The sequence below is a fragment of the Xanthomonas sontii genome (assembly GCF_040529055.1).
Classification (GTDB): domain Bacteria; phylum Pseudomonadota; class Gammaproteobacteria; order Xanthomonadales; family Xanthomonadaceae; genus Xanthomonas_A; species Xanthomonas_A sontii.
In genome coordinates this window covers 2,426,490-2,445,134 of sequence record NZ_CP132342.1, presented here as the reverse complement: position 1 = coordinate 2,445,134, position 18,645 = coordinate 2,426,490, and the positions used below count along the sequence as shown (strand labels likewise).

Annotated in this window: 18 protein-coding genes; 7 read left to right on the top strand and 11 right to left on the bottom strand. The window is 69.8% G+C overall.

Features of this window, described 5'->3' with window-relative positions; translation table 11 throughout:
• Positions 1–22: 22 nt before the first annotated feature.
• From RAB70_RS10225 to RAB70_RS10200, 6 genes are all read right to left on the bottom strand, one after another.
• Positions 23–697 (bottom strand): YitT family protein, encoded by a 675-nt coding sequence (locus RAB70_RS10225; RefSeq protein WP_017913917.1) that lies wholly within the window; start codon positions 695–697, stop codon positions 23–25.
• Positions 698–891: 194 nt separating this feature from the next.
• Complete coding sequence (locus RAB70_RS10220) at positions 892–1,488, bottom strand: MFS transporter permease (protein WP_148829193.1); 597 nt, start codon at positions 1,486–1,488, stop codon at positions 892–894.
• 232 nt (positions 1,489–1,720) lie between these two features.
• Entirely contained in the window at positions 1,721–3,220 is a 1,500-nt protein-coding gene (locus RAB70_RS10215) for a diguanylate cyclase (protein ID WP_148829668.1), read from the bottom strand.
• On the bottom strand, positions 3,217–4,644 hold the full coding sequence (locus tag RAB70_RS10210) for a WD40 repeat domain-containing protein (protein ID WP_225851698.1): 1,428 nt from the start codon (positions 4,642–4,644) through the stop codon (positions 3,217–3,219). The genes RAB70_RS10215 and RAB70_RS10210 overlap by 4 nt, the downstream gene beginning before the upstream one ends.
• 5 nt (positions 4,645–4,649) lie before the next feature.
• Positions 4,650–5,780: a PilT/PilU family type 4a pilus ATPase gene (locus tag RAB70_RS10205; protein WP_010344137.1), complete on the bottom strand. Its 1,131-nt coding sequence runs from the start codon at positions 5,778–5,780 to the stop codon at positions 4,650–4,652.
• A 127-nt stretch (positions 5,781–5,907) separates the two neighbouring features.
• Positions 5,908–6,945, bottom strand: coding sequence for a type IV pilus twitching motility protein PilT (locus RAB70_RS10200; RefSeq protein WP_010344138.1), 1,038 nt, complete (start codon positions 6,943–6,945; stop codon positions 5,908–5,910).
• Between the two features lie 121 nt (positions 6,946–7,066).
• Here RAB70_RS10200 and RAB70_RS10195 point away from each other — a divergent pair, with 121 nt between their 5' ends.
• The 4 genes from RAB70_RS10195 to RAB70_RS10180 all read left to right on the top strand — a co-directional run bounded on the left by RAB70_RS10195 (position 7,067) and on the right by RAB70_RS10180 (position 10,637).
• On the top strand, positions 7,067–7,723 hold the full coding sequence (locus tag RAB70_RS10195) for a YggS family pyridoxal phosphate-dependent enzyme (RefSeq protein ID WP_230979398.1): 657 nt from the start codon (positions 7,067–7,069) through the stop codon (positions 7,721–7,723).
• A gap of 316 nt (positions 7,724–8,039) precedes the next feature.
• A complete protein-coding gene (locus RAB70_RS10190; RefSeq protein ID WP_017913913.1) occupies positions 8,040–9,068 on the top strand; it encodes a hypothetical protein in 1,029 nt (342 codons plus the stop codon).
• A gap of 128 nt (positions 9,069–9,196) precedes the next feature.
• Complete coding sequence (gene proC, locus RAB70_RS10185) at positions 9,197–10,042, top strand: pyrroline-5-carboxylate reductase (protein WP_148829670.1); 846 nt, start codon at positions 9,197–9,199, stop codon at positions 10,040–10,042.
• A 142-nt stretch (positions 10,043–10,184) separates the two neighbouring features.
• Positions 10,185–10,637 carry a DUF4426 domain-containing protein gene (locus tag RAB70_RS10180; protein ID WP_148829671.1) on the top strand — a complete coding sequence of 151 codons (453 nt, stop codon included), beginning with the start codon at positions 10,185–10,187 and terminating at the stop codon, positions 10,635–10,637.
• A 56-nt stretch (positions 10,638–10,693) separates the two neighbouring features.
• On the opposite strand, the gene RAB70_RS10175 is transcribed toward RAB70_RS10180, so the two are convergent.
• The 3 genes from RAB70_RS10175 to soxR form a co-directional block, all read right to left on the bottom strand.
• Complete coding sequence (locus tag RAB70_RS10175; protein ID WP_026143295.1) at positions 10,694–11,617, bottom strand: IS110 family transposase; 924 nt, start codon at positions 11,615–11,617, stop codon at positions 10,694–10,696.
• A gap of 483 nt (positions 11,618–12,100) precedes the next feature.
• Complete coding sequence (locus tag RAB70_RS10170) at positions 12,101–13,123, bottom strand: IS5 family transposase (protein ID WP_148829423.1); 1,023 nt, start codon at positions 13,121–13,123, stop codon at positions 12,101–12,103.
• Positions 13,124–13,254: 131 nt separating this feature from the next.
• Positions 13,255–13,692, bottom strand: coding sequence for a redox-sensitive transcriptional activator SoxR (soxR, locus tag RAB70_RS10165; protein ID WP_148830386.1), 438 nt, complete (start codon positions 13,690–13,692; stop codon positions 13,255–13,257).
• A 101-nt stretch (positions 13,693–13,793) separates the two neighbouring features.
• Between soxR and RAB70_RS10160 the strand changes: the two genes are divergently transcribed.
• Complete coding sequence (locus RAB70_RS10160; RefSeq protein ID WP_148830385.1) at positions 13,794–15,179, top strand: MFS transporter; 1,386 nt, start codon at positions 13,794–13,796, stop codon at positions 15,177–15,179.
• Positions 15,180–15,322: 143 nt separating this feature from the next.
• Here RAB70_RS10160 and RAB70_RS10155 read toward each other — a convergent pair whose 3' ends face one another.
• On the bottom strand, positions 15,323–16,123 hold the full coding sequence (locus RAB70_RS10155; RefSeq protein ID WP_148827689.1) for a cobalamin-binding protein: 801 nt from the start codon (positions 16,121–16,123) through the stop codon (positions 15,323–15,325).
• 70 nt (positions 16,124–16,193) lie between these two features.
• Positions 16,194–16,793 carry a pyridoxamine 5'-phosphate oxidase gene (gene pdxH / locus RAB70_RS10150; protein WP_017910874.1) on the bottom strand — a complete coding sequence of 200 codons (600 nt, stop codon included), beginning with the start codon at positions 16,791–16,793 and terminating at the stop codon, positions 16,194–16,196.
• A gap of 133 nt (positions 16,794–16,926) precedes the next feature.
• Between pdxH and RAB70_RS10145 the strand changes: the two genes are divergently transcribed.
• Both RAB70_RS10145 and aroB read left to right on the top strand, forming a co-directional pair.
• Positions 16,927–17,469, top strand: coding sequence for a shikimate kinase (locus RAB70_RS10145; RefSeq protein ID WP_010344147.1), 543 nt, complete (start codon positions 16,927–16,929; stop codon positions 17,467–17,469).
• Entirely contained in the window at positions 17,466–18,575 is a 1,110-nt protein-coding gene (gene aroB / locus RAB70_RS10140; protein WP_148827683.1) for a 3-dehydroquinate synthase, read from the top strand. The genes RAB70_RS10145 and aroB overlap by 4 nt, the downstream gene beginning before the upstream one ends.
• The last annotated feature ends 70 nt before the right edge of the window (positions 18,576–18,645 follow it).

The window sequence follows — 18,645 nt, the reverse complement described above, 5'->3', positions numbered from 1 at the left end:
CGACGGCGACCGGCGGCGGACCTCACACGCCCATGTAGCGGCCGGCGCGGTGGTTGAACATCAGCACCAGGCTCAGCACCACCGCGCCGATCGCCGAGTACAGCACCTGCTGCGGCGCCAGCAGCCAGAACGCCACCGCCATCAGCGCCGCGTCGAAGCTCATCTGCACCTTGCCCGCGCTCCAGCCGCGGCTACGTTGCAGGTAGACCGCGAGGATGCCGACGCCGCCGAGGCTGGCGCGGTGGCGGATGAAGAACAGGATACCCAGGCCGACCAGGGCGCCGCCGACCAGTGCCGAGAACAGCGGCGTCATCGTCGCCCACTGCGCCCAGCGCGGCAGCAGATCGGTGAGCAGGCCGCAGGCGGCGACCGCGACGAAGGTCTTGAGGGTGAATTCCCAGCCCATGCGCCGCACCGCCAGCCAGTAGAACGGCAGGTTGACCAGCACGAACATCAGGCCGAAGTTCCAGCCCAGCGCGTAGTGCAGCAGGAAGGCCACGCCGGCCATGCCGCCGATCATCAATCCGCCATGGGCGAACACCGCCAGCCCCAGCGAGGCCACCAGGGTCGCCAGCAGCATGCCCTGCACGTCCTCGGCCACGCTGTGGCGCAGCGCGCGCGCATCCTGCACGGTGCCGGCCGAATCCGGCGGCGGGGTCAGCGGTCCGGCGGTGACGACGGTGCCGTCGTCGGGCAACGGGTCCAGGTCCGGACGCAGATCGGAATTGGGAAGGCTCACGGGAGGGGGCACAGCGTGGGGGGCGGTATTAGACACCAGGCGAGGGGTGGTTGCATATGAAACTTTGAAGACTCGCAGCGGATCGCCCCTGCCGCGTGTCGACGCCGGATGCCGCCCCTGTGGCCTCCCCGATTCCGCCTGGCGTTCGTGACCTATCGCTGCGGCAGATCGATGTCGATGGAGTGGCCGATGGTCACCGCCCTGATCATCGTGATCATCACCAGCAGCGCCAACGGCCCGGCGATCGCCAGCCACGCCCAAGTCCAGGCAGTGAAGCGCTCGGCCGCGCTCTGCGGCAGGCCACGCGCCTGCTTGAACCGCGCCAGGCGCTGGTTGACCAGCAGGACCGGCGTCCAGGTCAGCAGCGTCAACAGCGACAGCGCCGAGGGCCACACGCCGAGCAGGCTCAGGCAGACATAGGCCAACGCCGGCCCCAGCCAGCCGACCAGGGCGCCACGCTGCGGGCCGATGATGCGTTCCAGCCCGCGAAAGCAGGCGAATACCCAAAGCAGCGAGAACACCGAGCGCCACACCGGCGAGATGCGTCGTCGCCCGGACAGCAGGCGCAAGGCGCGCCAGTTGCGGTAGAACCAGTACAGCGCATACCAGCCGAAGCTGGTCGCGCACAGCAGCACCAGCTTGGCCGCCGAGGGCGCGAACAGCGTGGACAGCGGGTCGGCGGGTGCCGCAGCGGCCGCGGTGTCAGGCAGCGCGGCGACCGGGGCGGCGTAGGGGTTGTCGGTTTGCATGGCTCGTATTCTGGCGCACCGTCCCCTCATCCGCCCCTTCGGGGCACCTTCTCCCGAGGGGAGAAGGAACAGCTAAAGCCCCTCTCCCCTCGGGAGAGGGGTTGGGGTGAGGGTACGGCGCGAAGCGTCCCGCCGAAACAGAAACGCGAGACTTCGCCCTTACCGTCATACCCCCTTCGGGGCACCTTCCCTCGAGAAGGGCGCCATGGTCCCGACGGGAAACGGAGAACACTCAGCGCACAGCCACCGCGCGGCGCTGCCGCTTGTCCGCGTACATCTCCGCATCCGCGCGGGCGAGCAATTCCTCCAGCGCCTCCGCGTCCAGATCCCGGCGGTGGCACAGGGCCAGGCCGAAGCTGGCCGACAGTGCGGTCGCGAATCCGTCGTCGTCGCCGGGCTTGGCAAGCGCACCGCGCAGCGCGTCGATCAGCCCCTGCGCCCTCTCCGGCGTGGTCAGCGGCAGGTAGAGCGCGAACTCGTCCCCGCCCCGGCGCCCCAGCAACTGGCCCGGTCGCAGGCAACGCCGGCAGCGCTTGACGAAGGCGCGCAGGGCCGCATCCCCGGCGGCGTGTCCGAACTGGTCGTTGATCGCCTTGAGGTTGTCCATGTCGGCGACGATCACCGCCAGCGGACGTGAGTCCTGCGCGGCCACTTGCAGATCGTTGAGCACCTGCTCCAGGAATCCGGTGCGCGACAGCGCCGCGGTCACCGGATCGCGCACCAGCGCATGGCGCAGCCGCGTGTTGTCGGCATAGAGCCCGGGGACGGCCAGGCCGAAGTAGCTGTTCGCCGCCAGGCTGATCATGGCGAACTGCAGCGCGAGCGCCTGCGCCTCGAGCCGCAGCAACGGCGTGGCCACGGCAATCAGCAGGCTGAAGGCCGCAATCGCCACCAGCGCCTGCAGCATCCCGTGGGTATGCACGATCCACAACTGGATCACCACCACCACGAACAGCGCGAACACCACGGCCGGCTGCCGCGGCAACGCCGCCGCCAGCGCCATCACCGCCAGGGTGACGCCGAGCAGCAACGCGAGCTTGACCAGGTAGGCAGAGACGCTTCCGGCCGGCGCGACCATCCCCGACAGGCGCGGGATACCCGGCTGCGGCACGATCTGCAGCCACTCGGCCAGGCGCAGCACCCCGACGATCGCCAGCGGGGCGAGCGCCAGCAGGCCGGCGTAGTCGCCGATCGCCCATGGGATCAATTGCGCCAGCATGCTCGGCAAGTCGGTCGCGCCGGTGACGGCCAGCCCCGCGCCGCCCAGGCAGGCAGACAGCAGCGACGCCACGCCGCCCCCCAGGATGAAGCAGGTGACCACACGCGGCAGGCTGCTCGAGGACACCCCACGGCCGACCAGGCGCAGCAGCCAGGCCAGCCCACCCCAGACGCAGAACTGCTGGGCGGTGAACAACAGCGCGTATCCCAGCACCGCCCGACCGGGGACCACAGGGTGGCCGCTGGTGCGATAGAAGCTGAGCAGCGTGGCCAGCACGCAGGCGCTGGCGATCGCCGGCGCACCGCGCCAGCCCAGCACCATGAACGTGGCCAGCGTCACCGCCACCGGCGGGAACCACAGGCTCGCATGCGGCTGGTAGTCCAGGACCCGCGCCAACTCGAAGACCGCCAGCCACGCCGCCACCAGCACCACCGACAGCACCAGCAGCGCGCCGGGACGGCGCGGCGCCGCGACGCGCGTACGCAACGGCGCCTCGGCGTCCCGGCCTGTCATCCATCCGACTCCGCGCGGCCACGGCCGATCGCCGAACCGGGGCCGGCGAAGGCGGTGACCGAGCCGTCGTCGCTGCCGCCCACCACTACCGTGGCACCGCTGTTCAGACGGATCGGCCAGCTCATGTTGTCCGTGCCATAGGACCAAAGCGCCGTGCCGTCGACCGCGTTCCAGAGGGTGAACCCGCCGGGCGTCCCGTCGGGATGACCATCGGCCAGCCCCAGCCAGCGCCCGTCGGGGTCGAACGCCAGGCAGTTGGGCGAGTGCGCGCTGTGCGCGGTCCACTGCAGCGTCGCGGCGGTGCCGGCATCGGCGTACACGGCGACGACGCCACCGCCCTTGAGATTGCCGGCGATCGCGGCCTTGTTGCCGGCGCGATCGCAGGCCACCCCGTAGATGGTGGTGGCGCCCTCGGGCACCGTCTCGGTCCAGGCCGGCCCAGGCGTTTTCTGGAACGCCGCCACGTCGAACGCATACAGCGTGCCGTCGCTGGCGCCGGCATAGGCGCGACGGCCATCGCCCGACAGCGCCGCGGCATGGACGCGGGCCTGCTTGGGCAACTGCCAACGCGTCAGCGTCCCCGGCTGTCCCGCTGCGATCGAGAACAGGATGATCTCGCCCTGTGCGCTGGCCACCAGTCCGATCGTGCCATCGGCGGCGAGGCCGGTGGCGATGACGCTGTCAGCGCTGTCGCCGGTGCCGCCGGCGCTCAGCGCGATGCACACGGGCGCACCGAAGGACGCGTCGCCCTCGCGGCAGAACAGATAGCCCTGCTCGGCCCCGGCCAGCAACGTTTGCCCACGCGCGTCCAGCGACACCATGTTGCCGCGACCGGGGAGCGCATAGGACAGCAATTCCTTCCCGCCCGAGACCGCCCAGGCACCGATGAAGCCGGCGTACGGTTGCTGGCTCTTCCAGCCGCAGCTGGCCATGGTGCCCCCGTCCCCCGCGACATCGACCCAGTACACGCCCTGCCAGCCTTCGAATTCCTTCTTCAGCAGCAGGTTGCCGGCCCCATCCCAGGCGTAGGTGCCGTAACACCCTTGCTGATCGTTGCCGACGTCGCTGCGCGTGGCAGCAGGCGCGATACGCTCGAAGACCTTGCGCTGCTCGACAGGCACTGCGTCCAGCCCGGACGTCTGCGTCGTATCGCCGTAATCGTGAAAGAAGGTGCCGGCGACGATGACATTGCCATCGTCGGACACCGCCACGGAATTGATGTAGTCGCCGGCATGCGGCTCGTTCGACCAAAGCACTTCAGGCAGTTCGTTCATGGCGGCTTCCCTCCTTCGGCTGACGCGTCCACGATGGACCGACGACGGACGCTTGATTGAAAACTCGACACCCGTACAAGAACGCGAGACAACCGGCGCGATCCTGGTTCCGCACCGGCGCACCCTGCGGCCGGCCCTGCGCTCGCCCACCAGGCTCAGCGCACCTCGGCGATCTCGACCCCATCCAGGCCCTGCGCCAGGGTGCGCGCGTCGCCACCCTGCGCCAGCTTGATGCGCAGGCGCACCTCGTTCTGCGAATCGGCGTGGCGCAGCGCATCCTCGTAGCTGATCTCGCCGGCCTGGTACAGCTCGAACAGGCTCTGGTCGAAGGTCTTCATGCCCAGGTTGGTGGACTCCTTCATCACGTCCTTGAGCTTGTGGATCTCGCCCTCGCGGATGTAGTCCTGCACCAGCGGCGTACCGAGCATGATCTCCATGGCCACGCGGCGGCCCTTGCCGTCCGGGGTCGGGATCAGCTGCTGCGCGACCACGCCGCGCAGGTTCAGCGACAGGTCCATCAGCAGCTGGCTGCGGCGGTCCTCGGGGAAGAAGTTGATGACGCGGTCCATCGCCTGGTTGGCGTTGTTGGCGTGCAGGGTGCACAGCACCAGGTGGCCGGTCTCGGCGAAGGAGATGGCATGGTCCATGCCCTCGCGGGTGCGCACCTCGCCGATCATGATCACGTCCGGCGCCTGGCGCAGTGTGTTCTTCAGCGCGTTCTCCCAGCTGTCGGTGTCGATGCCGACCTCGCGCTGGGTGATGATGCAGCCCTCGTGCTTGTGCACGAACTCGATCGGGTCCTCGATGGTGATGATGTGCCCGGTGGAGTTCTGGTTGCGGTAGCCGATCATCGCCGCCAGCGAGGTCGACTTGCCGGTGCCGGTGGCGCCGACGAAGATGATGATGCCGCGCTTGGTCATCGCCAGGGTCTTGATCACCGGCGGCAGGTTCAGCTCGTCCACGCTGGGAATGCGCGTCTCGATCCGGCGCAGCACCATGCCGACCTGGTTGCGCTGGTAGAAGCAGCTGACGCGGAAGCGCCCGACCCCGGCCACGCCGATGGCGAAGTTGCACTCGTGGGTCTTCTCGAACTCCTCGCGCTGCGCCGGCGTCATCACGTTCAGCACCAGGTCGCGGCTCTGCTGCGGGGTCAGCGGCGTCTGCGTGATCGGGGTGATCTTGCCGTGCACCTTGATCGCCGGCGGCATGCCCGAGGTGATGAACAGGTCCGACGCCTTCTGGTGCGCCATCAGTTTCAGGAAGGAGGTGAAGTCGATGGTGCTCATGGTCGGCTCCTTCGGAGCTGAGAATCGGGAATGGAGAATCGGGAATCGCAGCAGCGGGCATCCGGAAGCGGGAAGGATGGGGCGGTTGCTCTTCCCATTCCCGATTCCCTATTCCCGATTCCCGGCCTCACTCGAACAACCGCTTGTCCTTGGCGTACTCGCGGGCCTGGTTGCGGGTGATCAGGCTGCGCTTGACCAGGTCCTGCAGGTGCTGGTCCAGGGTCTGCATGCCGTTCTGCTGGCCGGTCTGGATCGCCGAGTACATCTGCGCGACCTTGTCCTCGCGGATCAGGTTGCGGATGGCGGGGGTGCCGACCATGATTTCCCAGGCCGCGGTGCGGCCGCCGCCGACCTTCTTCAGCAGCGCCTGCGAGATCACCGCGCGCAGCGACTCGGACAGCATCGAGCGCACCATCGGCTTCTCGCCGGCGGGGAACACGTCGATGATGCGGTCGATGGTCTTGGCCGCCGAGCTGGTGTGCAGGGTGCCGAACACCAGGTGGCCGGTCTCCGCCGCGGTCAGCGCCAGGCGGATGGTTTCCAGGTCGCGCAACTCGCCGACCAGGATGATGTCCGGGTCTTCGCGCAACGCCGAGCGCAGCGCCTCGTTGAAGCCGTGGGTGTCGCGGTGCACCTCGCGCTGGTTGATCAGGCACTTCTGCGAGGTGTGCACGAATTCGATCGGATCCTCGACGGTGAGGATGTGGCCGTATTCGTTCTTGTTGATGTAGTCGATCATGCCGGCGAGCGTGGTCGACTTGCCCGAGCCGGTCGGCCCGGTGACCAGGATCAGGCCCTGCGGCTGGTCGATCAGCTGGCGGAAGATCGGCGGGCAGCCGAGGTCTTCCAGGGTCAGCACTTCCGAGGGAATGGTGCGGAACACCGCGCCGGCGCCGCGGTTCTGGTTGAACGCGTTGACGCGGAAGCGCGCCAGGCTGGGAATCTCGAAGGAGAAGTCGACCTCGAGGAATTCCTCGTAGTCGCGGCGCTGCTTGTCCGACATGATGTCGTAGACAAGCGCATGCACCTGCTTGTGGTCCAGCGCCGGAATGTTGATGCGGCGGACGTCGCCATCGACCCGGATCATCGGCGGCAGGCCCGCGGACAGGTGCAGGTCGGACGCCTTGTTCTTGACCGAGAACGCCAATAGTTCAGCGATATCCATACGCTGCTTTTCCCCTTGGGCTGCGACTGGAAGGATGATTCCCCGGCCTGCAGTATAGCGCCCTTCCCTTTGCCGGAACGCCGCCGTGCCCCTCTCTCCGCTGCAACAGATTCGCCTGGACATGGACCGCGCCGCCGACGCCGCAGGGCGCCCGCACGCGCAGTTGCTGGCGGTGTCCAAGACCCAGCCGGCCGAGGCCGTGGCGGCGCTGGCCGCGCAGGGGCAGCGCGCCTTCGGCGAGAACTACGTGCAGGAAGCGGCGGCCAAGATCGCCGCGCTGGCCGAGGCCGGACTGGAATGGCATCTGATCGGCCACCTGCAGTCGAACAAGGCCGAACAGGCGGCGACGCTGTTCGACTGGGTGCAGACCGTGGACCGGCCCAAGCTGGTCGCCGCCCTGGCCAAGGGCCGCGCGGCAGCACCCGAACGCGCGCCGCTGAACGTGCTGATCCAGGTCAACATCGACGACGAGGCCAGCAAGCATGGCTGCCAGCCCGACGCCGTGGACGTGCTGGCCGCGGCCATCGCCGCGCAGCCGGCGCTGACGCTGCGCGGGCTGATGGCCATTCCCGCGCCATGGCCGGAGGCCGAACGCCGCATCGACGCGTTCGCGCGCATGCACGCCCTGTTCGCGCGGCTGCGCACCGCCCACCCGCAGGTCGACACCTTGTCGATGGGCATGAGCGGCGACTTCGCCGACGCCATCGCCGCCGGCGCCACCATGGTGCGGGTCGGCACCGCCCTGTTCGGGGCGCGCGGTCCGCGCGCTTCCGGCTGAACCGGCTGCTGCCGCGCCGCATTACCGCAGTGCCCGTGACACCGTGATGATTTGTCTACGGCCGCTTCAAAAACGATTCACCAACATCGGAATTCTGTCGTAGGCGATCTCGTTGAAAACCATAGAATTTCGGGATGAATGAAAGGTTCGCGCCGACAGCGCTTCCTGAACCATGCGACACGGTTGCAAACCGTTAATTCAGTCACGTTTCAGACGCACGCGCTTCGCTTCCATGTCGGCCGACCGCGGGTACTCCGCAGTCCATTGCCGAATGCGCTCGGCTCGAACGAGGTCACAGATGCAAGCATCCACCCGATTGCTGTTCGCCTCCTGCGTCATTGGTCTGCTGCACGTCCCCGCGGCCATGGCCGCGCCGACGGCGACGCCGGCCTGGACCAACGAAGAAGCGATGATGTCGCCCGCGGAAGTCCAGGCACGCACCGCCTGGCGCGAAACCATGGCGCATCAACCGACGCCGGCGGAAGGCTGCTTCCATGCCAACTTCCCCGATACGCAGTGGCAAACGGACGTCTGCAAGACCCTGACCCGCCGCGTGCATCCGATCCCGCACAAGATCCTGTTCGGCGCCACCGAGACCACCGGCAACGGCTACGACTACGCGCTGCGTTCCAGCAGCCTGATCAGCAAGGTCGTGGGCAGCTTCCCGCAGGTGACCGGCGTGACCTCGGAGAAAGGCGTGGGCGTGGCCTCCTTCGGCGGCGGCGGCATCCTCGGCCCGAACGAGTACTCGCTGCAGATCAACTCCAACTACAACGCCACCACCAGCGTCTGCGGCGGCCGCTCCGGCTGCACCGTGTGGCAGCAGTTCGTCTACGCCACCGACTACGAGACCCAGGGCCAGGCCGCGGTGTTCATGCAGTACTGGCTGATCGGCTACGGCAGCAGCTGCCCGAGCGGCTGGATGAGCGGCGGCGGTTCGGACTGCTACCGCAACAGCAATGCGGTCAGCGCGCCGGACGTGCCGGCCACGCAACTGGCCAACCTCAAGCTGACCGGTTCGGCCACCGCCAACGGCAACGACACCATCACCTTCACCAACAACGGCACCGCCTACAGCGTCAGCGCCAGGGACAGCGTGGTCAAGCTGGCCACCGTGTGGAAGGACGCCGAGTTCAACGTGGTCGGCAACGCCGGCGGTTCCAGCGCCAACTTCAACTCCGGCTCGTCGATCACGGTGAAGGTGGCCGCCACCAACGGCTCCACCGCCGCCCCGACCTGCGCGGCCAATGCCGGCAGCACCGGCGAGACCAACAACCTCAACCTGGGCAGCTGCTCGACGGCCGGCGGCAGCACGCCGTCGATCACCTTCACCGAGTCCAACTGAGTCCGTCGCGCCGGTCCGCATGGCGGCCGGCGCGTTCTTCCGCAGCGTGACCCGGACTGCGCCGCACCGCAGCAACGCGGCCCGGCGCAGCCGCTACCATGGCGCTCCCTCTTTGCGACGGTGCGCACATGGCTTCCGCTTCCCCCGATTCCCAAGCGGCCGATATCGCCTTCATCGGCGGCGGCAACATGGCGCGCAGCCTGATCGCCGGGCTGGTCCGGCAGGGCGCCGATCCGCGCCGCATCCGTGTGGCCGAGCCGGTGGCGGCGCTGCGCGAGGCCCTGGTCGCCGAGTACGGCGTCCACGCCGTCGCCTCCGCGGCCGAGGCCGCCGACGGCGCGGCGCTGTGGATGTTCGCGGTCAAGCCGCAGGTGCTGCGCGGGGTCTGCACCGAACTGGCCACGCTGGCGCAGGCGCAGCGGCCATTGCTGGTGTCCATCGCCGCCGGCATCACCACCGCGCAACTGGACCGCTGGCTCGGCGGCGGGCACGCCCTGGTCCGCGCGATGCCCAACACCCCGGCCCTGCTCGGCGCCGGCGTCACCGGCCTGTTCGCCAGCGCCGGCGTCGATGCCGGCCAGCGCGCCCACGCCGAGCGCGTCTTGGCCGCCGCCGGGGTCACCGTGTGGGTCGAGGACGAGGCGCTGATCGATGCGGTCACCGCGGTGTCCGGCAGTGGGCCCGCCTACGTGTTCCTGCTCGCCGAGGCGATGGAAGCGGCCGGCATCGCGCAGGGCCTGCCCGCCGACACCGCGCGTACCCTGACCCTGCAGACCGTGCTCGGCGCGGCGCGCATGCTCACCGAATCCGGCGAGGCGCCGAGCGAACTGCGCCGGCGGGTGACCTCGCCCAACGGCACCACCCAGGCGGCGATCGAGACCTTCCAGCGGGGCGGCTTCGAGGCGCTGACTGAAGCCGCGATCGCCGCGGCGGCGCAACGCGGCCGTGCCCTGTCCGCCGCCAACGACGACTGAGCGCGGCGGGCACCAGACGGGCACGGACGGTACTCGGCATCGGCGTCGCCCCCTCGTACACTGCGACTCCTGTGCGCCGTCCGTATCCCCCCGGGCGACTGCGTAAGACCTGTTGTTCGCCACGCCAACCCGGAGAACGCCGATGCGTGTCCTGCCCGTTGCGCTGCTGTGCCTGGCCCTGGCCGCCTGCTCGGACCAGGACACCCCACGCCCGGCGACACTGCTCGCCGCTACCCCGGCGCAGGCCGACTTCGGCGCGCTACGCGTGCACTACAACGCCTTGCCCACCCTGGCGATGAGCGAAGACGTGGCGCGCCGCTACGGCATCGCCCGCGAAGCCGACACCGCGTTGGTGATGATCGCGCTGCGCACCCTGCATGGCGGCGAGGAAGCACCGGCGGTGGGCACGGTGGAGGCGGTGGCGACCGACCTCAGCGGCCAGCGCCAGCCGGTGGCGCTGCGCGCGGTCCGCACCGACGCCTACACCGACTACGTAGGAACGGTGCGCAGCAGCGCCCACGACCAGTTGCGCTTCGTGGTGCAGGTGCGCAGTGCCGACGGCACCGGCACGGTGCGCTTCACCCGCAACTTCTAGCGCGTAGCGCGCGTCCGCGTTGCGCAGGCAACACAAACCGCCGTAGGAGTCAACTGTCATGCACCTGCGATGACAGGAGGAGCGTACGGGGCCTGATCGCGCGCGATGGCATTGAGCCAGCGCAGGAACTTGTGCATGCAGGCGACGATGGCGACCTTGGCCGGCTTGCCCGCTGCGCGCAGACGTGCGTAGGTGTTGGCCAAGGGGGATTTGGCGCGGATGCTGGCCCAGGTGGCCATGTACAGCACGCGCCGCACGTCGGCACGTCCGCCTTTGATGCGGCGCTGGCCTTTCCAGCAACCGCTGTCGTGATTGAACGGGGCCAGCCCGACCAGGGCAGCGAGCTTGCGTGGCGGCAGCGTGCCCAGCTCTGGCAGCCGCGCGGCCAGAACCGCGCGCAGGATCGTCCCGAGCCCAGGCACCTTGGGTAGGCTCGAGCAGGTCTTGCCCTGCTGCTCGATCTCCTGCGTCAACGTCTGGATCTGCTGGTTCAGCAGGGCGATCACCTCTCGGCAGCGGTGTTGCGCCTTGGCGCTGGTAATGTGTTCCAAGCGCCGCCGATGGGCATCGCGCTGGCCCACCAGGGTGGCACGCAGGTCCAGCAGTTCGCGAAGAGACTGCTGGTGCCCGGGCACCACGGGCGTGGGGGTGGTCGGGATGTGCTGGGCGGCGATGGCCAGCAGGCGCGCGTCCAGGGCATCGGTCTTGGCATGCAGGCCCAAGGCCTGGGCGAGCTTGCGCGGACGATCGGCGGCCATCCGCACTGCCGGCAGGTCCGCCTCTCGGAGCACCTGCAGCACGGCATGTTCGTAGCCGCCACTGGCTTCCAGCACGATCCGCTCGCAGTCCATCCCAGCCAGACGTTGGGCCAGCGCACGCTGCCCCTGTGGCGTATTGGGCTGGGTCCAGGCCTGCTCGTCCGGCAGGACATGAATGACCAGCTCAGCCTTGGATACATCGATCCCGACATGGCGCCGCATAGACGTTCTCCGCAGTAGACTCATGGACGAGAGCGCTCCTGCCGATGCCCATGCTTGTGGAGTTCGAGCTCGTCACTCGGGCAACTGTTCGGGCTTGTCAGGCAGGAGAACCGGAGTGCGGCGGCGCTGACTCCTACTCGTGCTTGCTGGCACTGCGGCTAAACGGCCTGCCGCACTCCGCTCTCACCTACAACGATAGACCCTTATTTGACACAAGCGGCTCTTGTCGCCTGTTTGGGATCAGCCGCGACTGGCATTACCGGGAATCCCCGGTCGCGGCTGCAACCGCGCCTACGGAAATATCCATAGACCGACCGGCGCAGAGCGAGCGCGGTCAATGTCAATTGTGGGAGGGACTTCAGGGCACCTCGAACAACCTGCCACGACCTGGAGCCAGGGGTAGCATCTGTCGCAACGGCACCAGAGCGGCGCCTGATCGTGGTGGTTGGGAGGCTGAGGTGGCCGCTGGGCTACCTCAGCCGATCACGCTGGCGCCATGGCCCGCTCCTGTAGCCGTGCCAGCCGCATCACGTTATGGCTGGCGACCTTCAGCCCGATCACCACCTTTGCCCGCGCCAAGCCGATGCAGCGTACGAACTTGCCGCCTTGTTGGGCCAAGCGCGCAAACGGGTGCTCGCCGAACACCCGATCCTTGGCAATTCGACGGTTCCGGCGCTTTGCTGCCTCGCTCAAGGGCTTGCGCGCATGCCCTTGATGTTGGATCGCGGGGCGGTAACCACGCCTTTTCAGGTCTGCTTCCCGCGCTGCATCGGCATACCCGCTATCGGCCCATACCGTGCGGCCGGTGTTGTCCGGGTCCAGCACCTGCTCGAAGTGACGGCTGTCGTGCACGTTGGCCGCGCTCACGTCGTAGCGGCGGATGAAGCCCCAGCGACGGTCCGTGCTGGCGTGCAGCTTGTAGCCGTAGAACGCCACCCCATGCTTCCTGGTCCAACGTGCCTGCATATCCTTCTGCGCACGCTTGGCATCGCTCCAGTCCTGGCCGACGTCATCGCCCTGCTTGATCTGCGCGTTCTCTTCGCGCGTGTTGCGCTGGATCGGAGCGCTGACGATGCTGGCGTCGATGATCTGACCGCCGCGGGCAATGAACCCGGCACGTTGCAATTGCTCACCGATCGCCGCGCTGATGTCGCCCATCAGATCCTTGGTCTTGAGCCGTTCGCGCCACACCCAGATCGTCTTGGCGTCGGGCACCTTGCCGCTGTGTTCCAGTCCGAGGAATTGCTGGAAGCTGCGCCGATCCAGCACCTGGTACTCCAGCGCATCGTCGGAGAGGTTGTACAACTGCTGCAACAGCAGCAGCTTGATCATCACCTGCGTCGGCCAAGCCGGACGGCCACCGCGCTTGCCAGTACCCAAGGACAGCTTCGCGTCTACGACGTGAGCAATCCCGGCAAAGTCGATATGCCGTGACAGCAGAGCCAGAGGATCGCCGATCTGCTGCCGCTTGGCTTCGCGTTCGTGGCCGGCAAACAGGCTGATCATCGTGGCGTCCTCGGCGTGTTCTCCAGACCAATGATGCCAAAGGCGGGGTTTTTAGAGGTGCCCTTCAGTCCCGACGCGGTAGCGGTGGACGGGGCGACATTGCACGCGGCGGCTGCGCGCGCACGCAGCGCTCACTCCTCCGTCCAGCGCTGCGGCCCATCGCCGTGCGCGGCCAGGGTGTCGGCCGGGTTGCTGAGCCGGCAGCGGCGCAGCGACAGGCAGCCGCAGCCGATGCAGTCGGTGAGCTGGTGGCGCAGGCGGGTCAGCTGCAGGATGCGTGCGTCCAGTTCCTCGCGCCACACCGCCGACATCCGTGCCCACTCGGCGCGGGTCGGGGTGCGCGCGTCGGGCAACTGCGCGAAGGCCGCCTTGACGCTGTCCAGCGGCACGCCGACGCGTTGCGCCACGCGGATCACCGCCAGCCGGCGCAGCACGTCGCGCGCGTAGCGGCGCTGGTTGCCGGCGGTACGCATGCTGCGGATCAGGCCCTTGCTCTCGTAGAAATGCAGCGCCGACACCGCCACGCCGCTGCGCGCGGCGACCTGTCCGACGCTCAGTTCTTCCTGCATCGCTTGACCTCGAGTCCGGTTGAGGTTGCATGCTGCACGGGCTGCACGCGCCCACGCAAGTCGCCGCCGGCAGACGTCCACCCTTTTCCCCAGGTTCGCCGATGCAAGACCACGCCACCACCGCCGCTGCTCCACCCGCCCCTGCCGCTGCCGGCTCCGTGCTGGCGCCGGCCTACCGCGCCACCACCATCGGCATGGTCGCACTGGTGTCGCTGATCGCCTTCGAGGCGCTGGCGGTGGCCGCGGCGATGCCGACCGTGGCCCGCGAACTGGACGGCCTGCGGCTGTACGCGCTGGCGTTCGGCGGCACCCTGGCCACCAGCGTGATCGGCATGACCGTGGCCGGGCGCTGGAGCGACCTGCACGGGCCGGCGACGCCGCTGTGGACCGGCCTGGCCTGCTTCGTCTGCGGGCTGCTGCTGGCCGGCTTCGCTCCGTCGATGGGATTCCTGCTCGCCGGCCGACTGGTGCAGGGCCTGGGCGCCGGCGCGATCTCGGTCGTGCTGTACGTGCTGGTCGCGCGGCTGTATCCGCAGGCGATCCGCCCGCGCATGTTCGCCGCGTTCTCCGCCGGCTGGGTGGTGCCGTCGCTGATCGGCCCCAGCATCAGCGGGCTGATCGTCGAGCACGTCGGCTGGCGTTGGGTGTTCCTGGCGGTACCGCTGCTGGCGCTGCCGGCGGCGGCGATGCTGTGGCCGGCGCTGCGGCGCCTGCCGCCCGCCGCGAGCGCGGACGGCGCCAGCGGCGCGGCGCGGCGGTGGTCGCTGGGCGCCGCGGCCGGCGTCTGCCTGCTGTACCTGGGCGGCCAGCAGCGTGGGCTGTGGGCGGCGCTGCTGCTGCCGTCGGCGCTGGCGCTGTTGGCGCTGTGCACCTGGCGGCTGCTGCCGGCCGGCACCCTGCGCGCCGCGCGCGGCCTGCCCAGCGTGATCGCGCTGCGCGGCATCGCCGGCTCGGCGTTCTTCGGCTGCGAGGCGTTCCTGCCGCTACTGCTGTCGCGCGAACGCGGGCTGTCGCCGGTGTGGGCCGGCGTGGCGCTGAGCGCCGGCGCGCTGGGCTGGTTCGCCGGTTCCTGGCATCAGGGCCACTACGGCCGCGATGCCACCCGCCTGCGGCGGCTGCGGCTGGGCTGCACGCTGATGGCGCTGGGCATCGCGACCACCACGCTGGCGCTGCTGCCGGCAGTGCCGGCAGCGCTGGCGATCGGCGGCTGGACCGCGACCGGCCTGGGCATGGGCCTGATCTACCCGACCCTGGCGGTGCTGACCCTGACCCTGTCGCCGCCGGCGCGGCAGGGCCGCAACAGTTCGGCGCTGCAGTTGAGCGAGGCGATCGCGGTGGCAACCACGCTGGCGGTCGGCGGCTCCCTGTTCGCTGCACTGCTGGCGTACTCGGCCGCCGCTGCATACCTGTCGACCTTCGCCGTCGCCGCGCTCATGGCGCTGCTCGGCCTGGGCATCGCCGGCCGCACCCAGCCGGCGCCGGGCTAACGGAATCGTCGCGTCCGGCGCCCGCCGCGGCGTGGTGGCGCGCGCCACAAGCAGGATCGAGGAAGAGCGATCCGTTCGCGGGGCGATGCCGCGGCGACACACGAACGTCGCGCCTGTTCGACTCTTGGCCTGGAAGACGCGCCCTAGCGAGCGCCCACACCCCTGGCCCAGGCCTGGATGATGTCGGCGATGGCACGCACGCCGTCGGTGAGGGCCGCCGGCCCCGGCTGCAGGATCAGCGGCGACTTGATCTCGAACAGTTGCCCGTCGCGCACCGCCGGAATCGCCGCCCAGCCCGGCCGCGCGGCGACGCGCTCGGGGCGGAAGCGCTTGCCGCACCAGGAGCCGAGGATGATGTCCGGCGCGCGCCGCACCACCTCGTCGCCGTTGGCCAGGATCCGCGCCTTGGCCAGCGGCTGCACCGACAGTTCCGGGAACACGTCGTCGCCGCCGGCGATGCCGACCAGTTCGGCCACCCAGCGGATCCCGGTGATGATGGGCTCGTCCCATTCCTCCAGGTACACCCGCGGCCGCCGCGGCAAGGTGGCGGCCTGCGCGGCGATGGCGTCGAGGCCGCGCTGCAGTTCGTCGGCATAGGCCACGGCGCGTGGCCCGGCGCCGACCAGCGCGCCGAGGCGGCGGATGTAGTCGAGGATGCCGTCGACACTGCGATGGTTGGCGATCCACACCTCCACGCCATGCCGTACCAGTTCGGCGGCGATGTCGGCCTGGATGTCGGAGAAGCCGATGGCGAGGTCCGGCTGCAGCTTGAGGATCTCGCCGATCTTGGCGCTGGTGAAGGCGCTGACCTTGGGCTTGTCGCGGCGCGCCTGCGGCGGGCGCACGGTGAAGCCGCTGATGCCGACGATACGCTGCTGTTCGCCGAGCGCGTACAGCGTCTCGGTCGGCTCCTCGGTCAGGCAGACGATGCGCTGCGGGCCCACGCTCAGTGCGCCCCGCCCGAGCACGCGCGCACCGCGGCGGCGGTGCCGCGGCAGGCGGGGCCGGCGCCGCTCACGGGAACAGCATCCGCTTGCTCCAGTGGCCGGCGGCGTCGGCCTCGTAGCGCCAGCGCTCGTGCAGGCGGTACTTGGCGCCGTACCAGAACTCGAAACTGCGCGGCACCACGCGGAACCCGCCCCAGCCGTCCGGACGCGGCACCTCGCGGCCCTCGAAGGTGGCCTCGGCCTTGGCCACGCGTTCCTCGAATTCCTCGCGCGAGGCCAGCGTGCGCGACTGCGCCGAGGCCCAGGCGCCGATCTGGCTCATGCGCGGGCGCGAGGCGAAATAGGCATCGGCCTCGGCCGCGGCGACCAGTTGCACCTCGCCGTCGATGCGCACCTGCACCCCGTCCTCGCGCATGCGCCGCCACAGGAACAGCAGCGAGGCCTGCGGATTGGCCTGCAGCTCGCGGCCCTTCTGGCTGTCCAGATGGGTGTAGAACACGAAACCGCGCGCGTCGTAGGCCTTCAGCAGCACCACCCGCGACGACGGGCGCGCCTCCAGCGTGGCCGAGGACACGACCATGGCGTTGTATTCGGCCTCGTCGCTGGTGCGCGCCTCGGCGAACAGGTCGGCGAACGTGGACAGGGCTTCGGCGTAGAGATCGGGCATGGCGACAGGCACTCGGCGGACGATGCGCCATTGTCGCGCCATGCACCGCGCGACGCACGCTTCGCCGCGCAAGGCCCCGCGCACGCGCCTGCGCGGCGCGCGGGGCGGCGTCGGTCTCTGCTAGCATCGGCGGATGAATCCCGCCCCCAACCTGGTGCTGGTCGGCCCGATGGGCGCCGGCAAGAGCGTCATCGGTCGCCGCCTGGCCGAGCGCTTCGGCCTGGTCTTCGTCGACAGCGACCAGACCATCGTCGAGCGCACCGGCGCCAGCATCGCTTCGCTGTTCGAACACGCCGGCGAAGCCGGTTTCCGCGAGCACGAGCGCGCGGTGCTGGAAAGCATCCTGAGCACGCCCGGCCACCTGATCTCCACCGGCGGCGGCGCCGTGCTCAACGCCGACAGCCGCCGCGAGATGCGCGAGCACGGCTTCGTGGTGTACCTGCGGGTGGGCGTGGCCGCGCAACTGCAGCGCCTGCACCGCGACCGCAGCCGCCCGCTGCTGCAGCGTGGCGACCGCGAGCAGGTGCTGCGCGATCTGCACGCGGTGCGCGAACCGCTGTACCGGGAGGTCGCCGACCTGATCCTGGACACCGACCACCTCACCCCGGCCGAGGCCACCGCGCAACTGGTCGTGCGCCTGGCCGCGTCGTGGAAACTTCCGGAACCCACTGCATGACCGCAGCATCGCGCACGGTCCAGGTCGCTGGCGACCCGGCCTACACCATCCACATCGGCCCCGGCCTGCTCGACGACGGCGCCGCCCTCGCCGCGCACGTGCGCGGCCGCCATGTGCTGCTGCTCAGCGACAGCCAGGTGGCGCCGCTGTATGCCGCGCAGGTTCGCAGCGCGCTGCTGGCGGCACGCCCGGAGTTGCAGATCGGCGACTTCGTGATCCCCGCCGGCGAGGCCTCCAAGACCCTGGACCACTTCGCCGCGGCGATCGCCGCGCTGGCCGCCCTGGGCGCCACCCGCGACGCCTGCGTGCTGGCGCTGGGCGGCGGCGTGGTCGGCGACCTGGCCGGCTTCGCCGCCGCCTGCTGGATGCGCGGCGTGGACTGCGTGCAACTGCCGACCACGCTGCTGGCGATGGTCGACTCCTCGGTCGGCGGCAAGACCGCGGTGGACATCCCGCAGGGCAAGAACCTGGTCGGCGCCTTCCATCCGCCGCGCGCGGTGCTGGCCGACACCGCCGCGCTGCGCAGCCTGCCGCCGCGCGAACTGCGCGCCGGGCTGGCCGAGGTGATCAAGTACGGCGCCATCCGCGACCCGCTGTTCTTCGAATGGCTGCATGCCGAACGTCGCGCGCTGCTGGCCGGCGAGCCGGCGGCGCTGGCGCAGGCGATCGCGCGCAGCTGCGAGCACAAGGCCGAGATCGTCGCCCGCGATCCGCTGGAAAAGGGCGAGCGCGCCCTGCTCAACCTCGGCCACACCTTCGGCCACGCCATCGAGACCGAACAGGGCTACGGCGCCCCGGACAACGCCAACCTCAACCACGGCGAAGCGGTGGCGGTGGGCATGGTGCTGGCCGCGGAGCTGTCGGCGCGGCTGGGCATGGCCAGCGCGCAGGACACCGCGCAGCTGCGCGCGCTGCTGCACGACTTCGGCTTGCCCACCGCGCTGCCGGCCGGGCTGGCGCCCGAGGCGTTGCTGGCGCGCATGCGCCTGGACAAGAAGAATCTGGCCGGCCGCCTGCGGCTGGTGCTGTGGCGCGGCATCGGCCACGCCGAGATCGTCCCCGACGTGGACGAGGCCGAGGTGCTGGCGGTGCTGGCCGCCGGCTGAAACACGGGCGCACCAAGCGACCGGCCGCTGTTGTTCTCCGCAGCGGCACTCGCGCACCGGTCCATGCGGC

Excerpts from the sequence above, each read along its gene's own strand:
- RAB70_RS10220 (WP_148829193.1), bottom strand. The coding sequence starts at position 1,488 with ATGCAAACCGACAACCCCTACGCCGCCCCGGTCGCCGCGCTGCCTGAC.
- RAB70_RS10215 (WP_148829668.1), bottom strand. The coding sequence starts at position 3,220 with ATGACAGGCCGGGACGCCGAGGCGCCGTTGCGTACGCGCGTCGCGGCG.
- RAB70_RS10205 (WP_010344137.1), bottom strand. The coding sequence starts at position 5,780 with ATGAGCACCATCGACTTCACCTCCTTCCTGAAACTGATGGCGCACCAG.
- RAB70_RS10200 (WP_010344138.1), bottom strand. The coding sequence starts at position 6,945 with ATGGATATCGCTGAACTATTGGCGTTCTCGGTCAAGAACAAGGCGTCC.
- RAB70_RS10195 (WP_230979398.1), top strand. The coding sequence starts at position 7,067 with ATGGACCGCGCCGCCGACGCCGCAGGGCGCCCGCACGCGCAGTTGCTG.
- proC (WP_148829670.1), top strand. The coding sequence starts at position 9,197 with ATGGCTTCCGCTTCCCCCGATTCCCAAGCGGCCGATATCGCCTTCATC.
- RAB70_RS10180 (WP_148829671.1), top strand. The coding sequence starts at position 10,185 with ATGCGTGTCCTGCCCGTTGCGCTGCTGTGCCTGGCCCTGGCCGCCTGC.
- RAB70_RS10175 (WP_026143295.1), bottom strand. The coding sequence starts at position 11,617 with ATGCGGCGCCATGTCGGGATCGATGTATCCAAGGCTGAGCTGGTCATT.
- RAB70_RS10170 (WP_148829423.1), bottom strand. The coding sequence starts at position 13,123 with ATGATCAGCCTGTTTGCCGGCCACGAACGCGAAGCCAAGCGGCAGCAG.
- soxR (WP_148830386.1), bottom strand. The coding sequence starts at position 13,692 with ATGCAGGAAGAACTGAGCGTCGGACAGGTCGCCGCGCGCAGCGGCGTG.
- RAB70_RS10160 (WP_148830385.1), top strand. The coding sequence starts at position 13,794 with ATGCAAGACCACGCCACCACCGCCGCTGCTCCACCCGCCCCTGCCGCT.
- pdxH (WP_017910874.1), bottom strand. The coding sequence starts at position 16,793 with ATGCCCGATCTCTACGCCGAAGCCCTGTCCACGTTCGCCGACCTGTTC.
- RAB70_RS10145 (WP_010344147.1), top strand. The coding sequence starts at position 16,927 with ATGAATCCCGCCCCCAACCTGGTGCTGGTCGGCCCGATGGGCGCCGGC.
- aroB (WP_148827683.1), top strand. The coding sequence starts at position 17,466 with ATGACCGCAGCATCGCGCACGGTCCAGGTCGCTGGCGACCCGGCCTAC.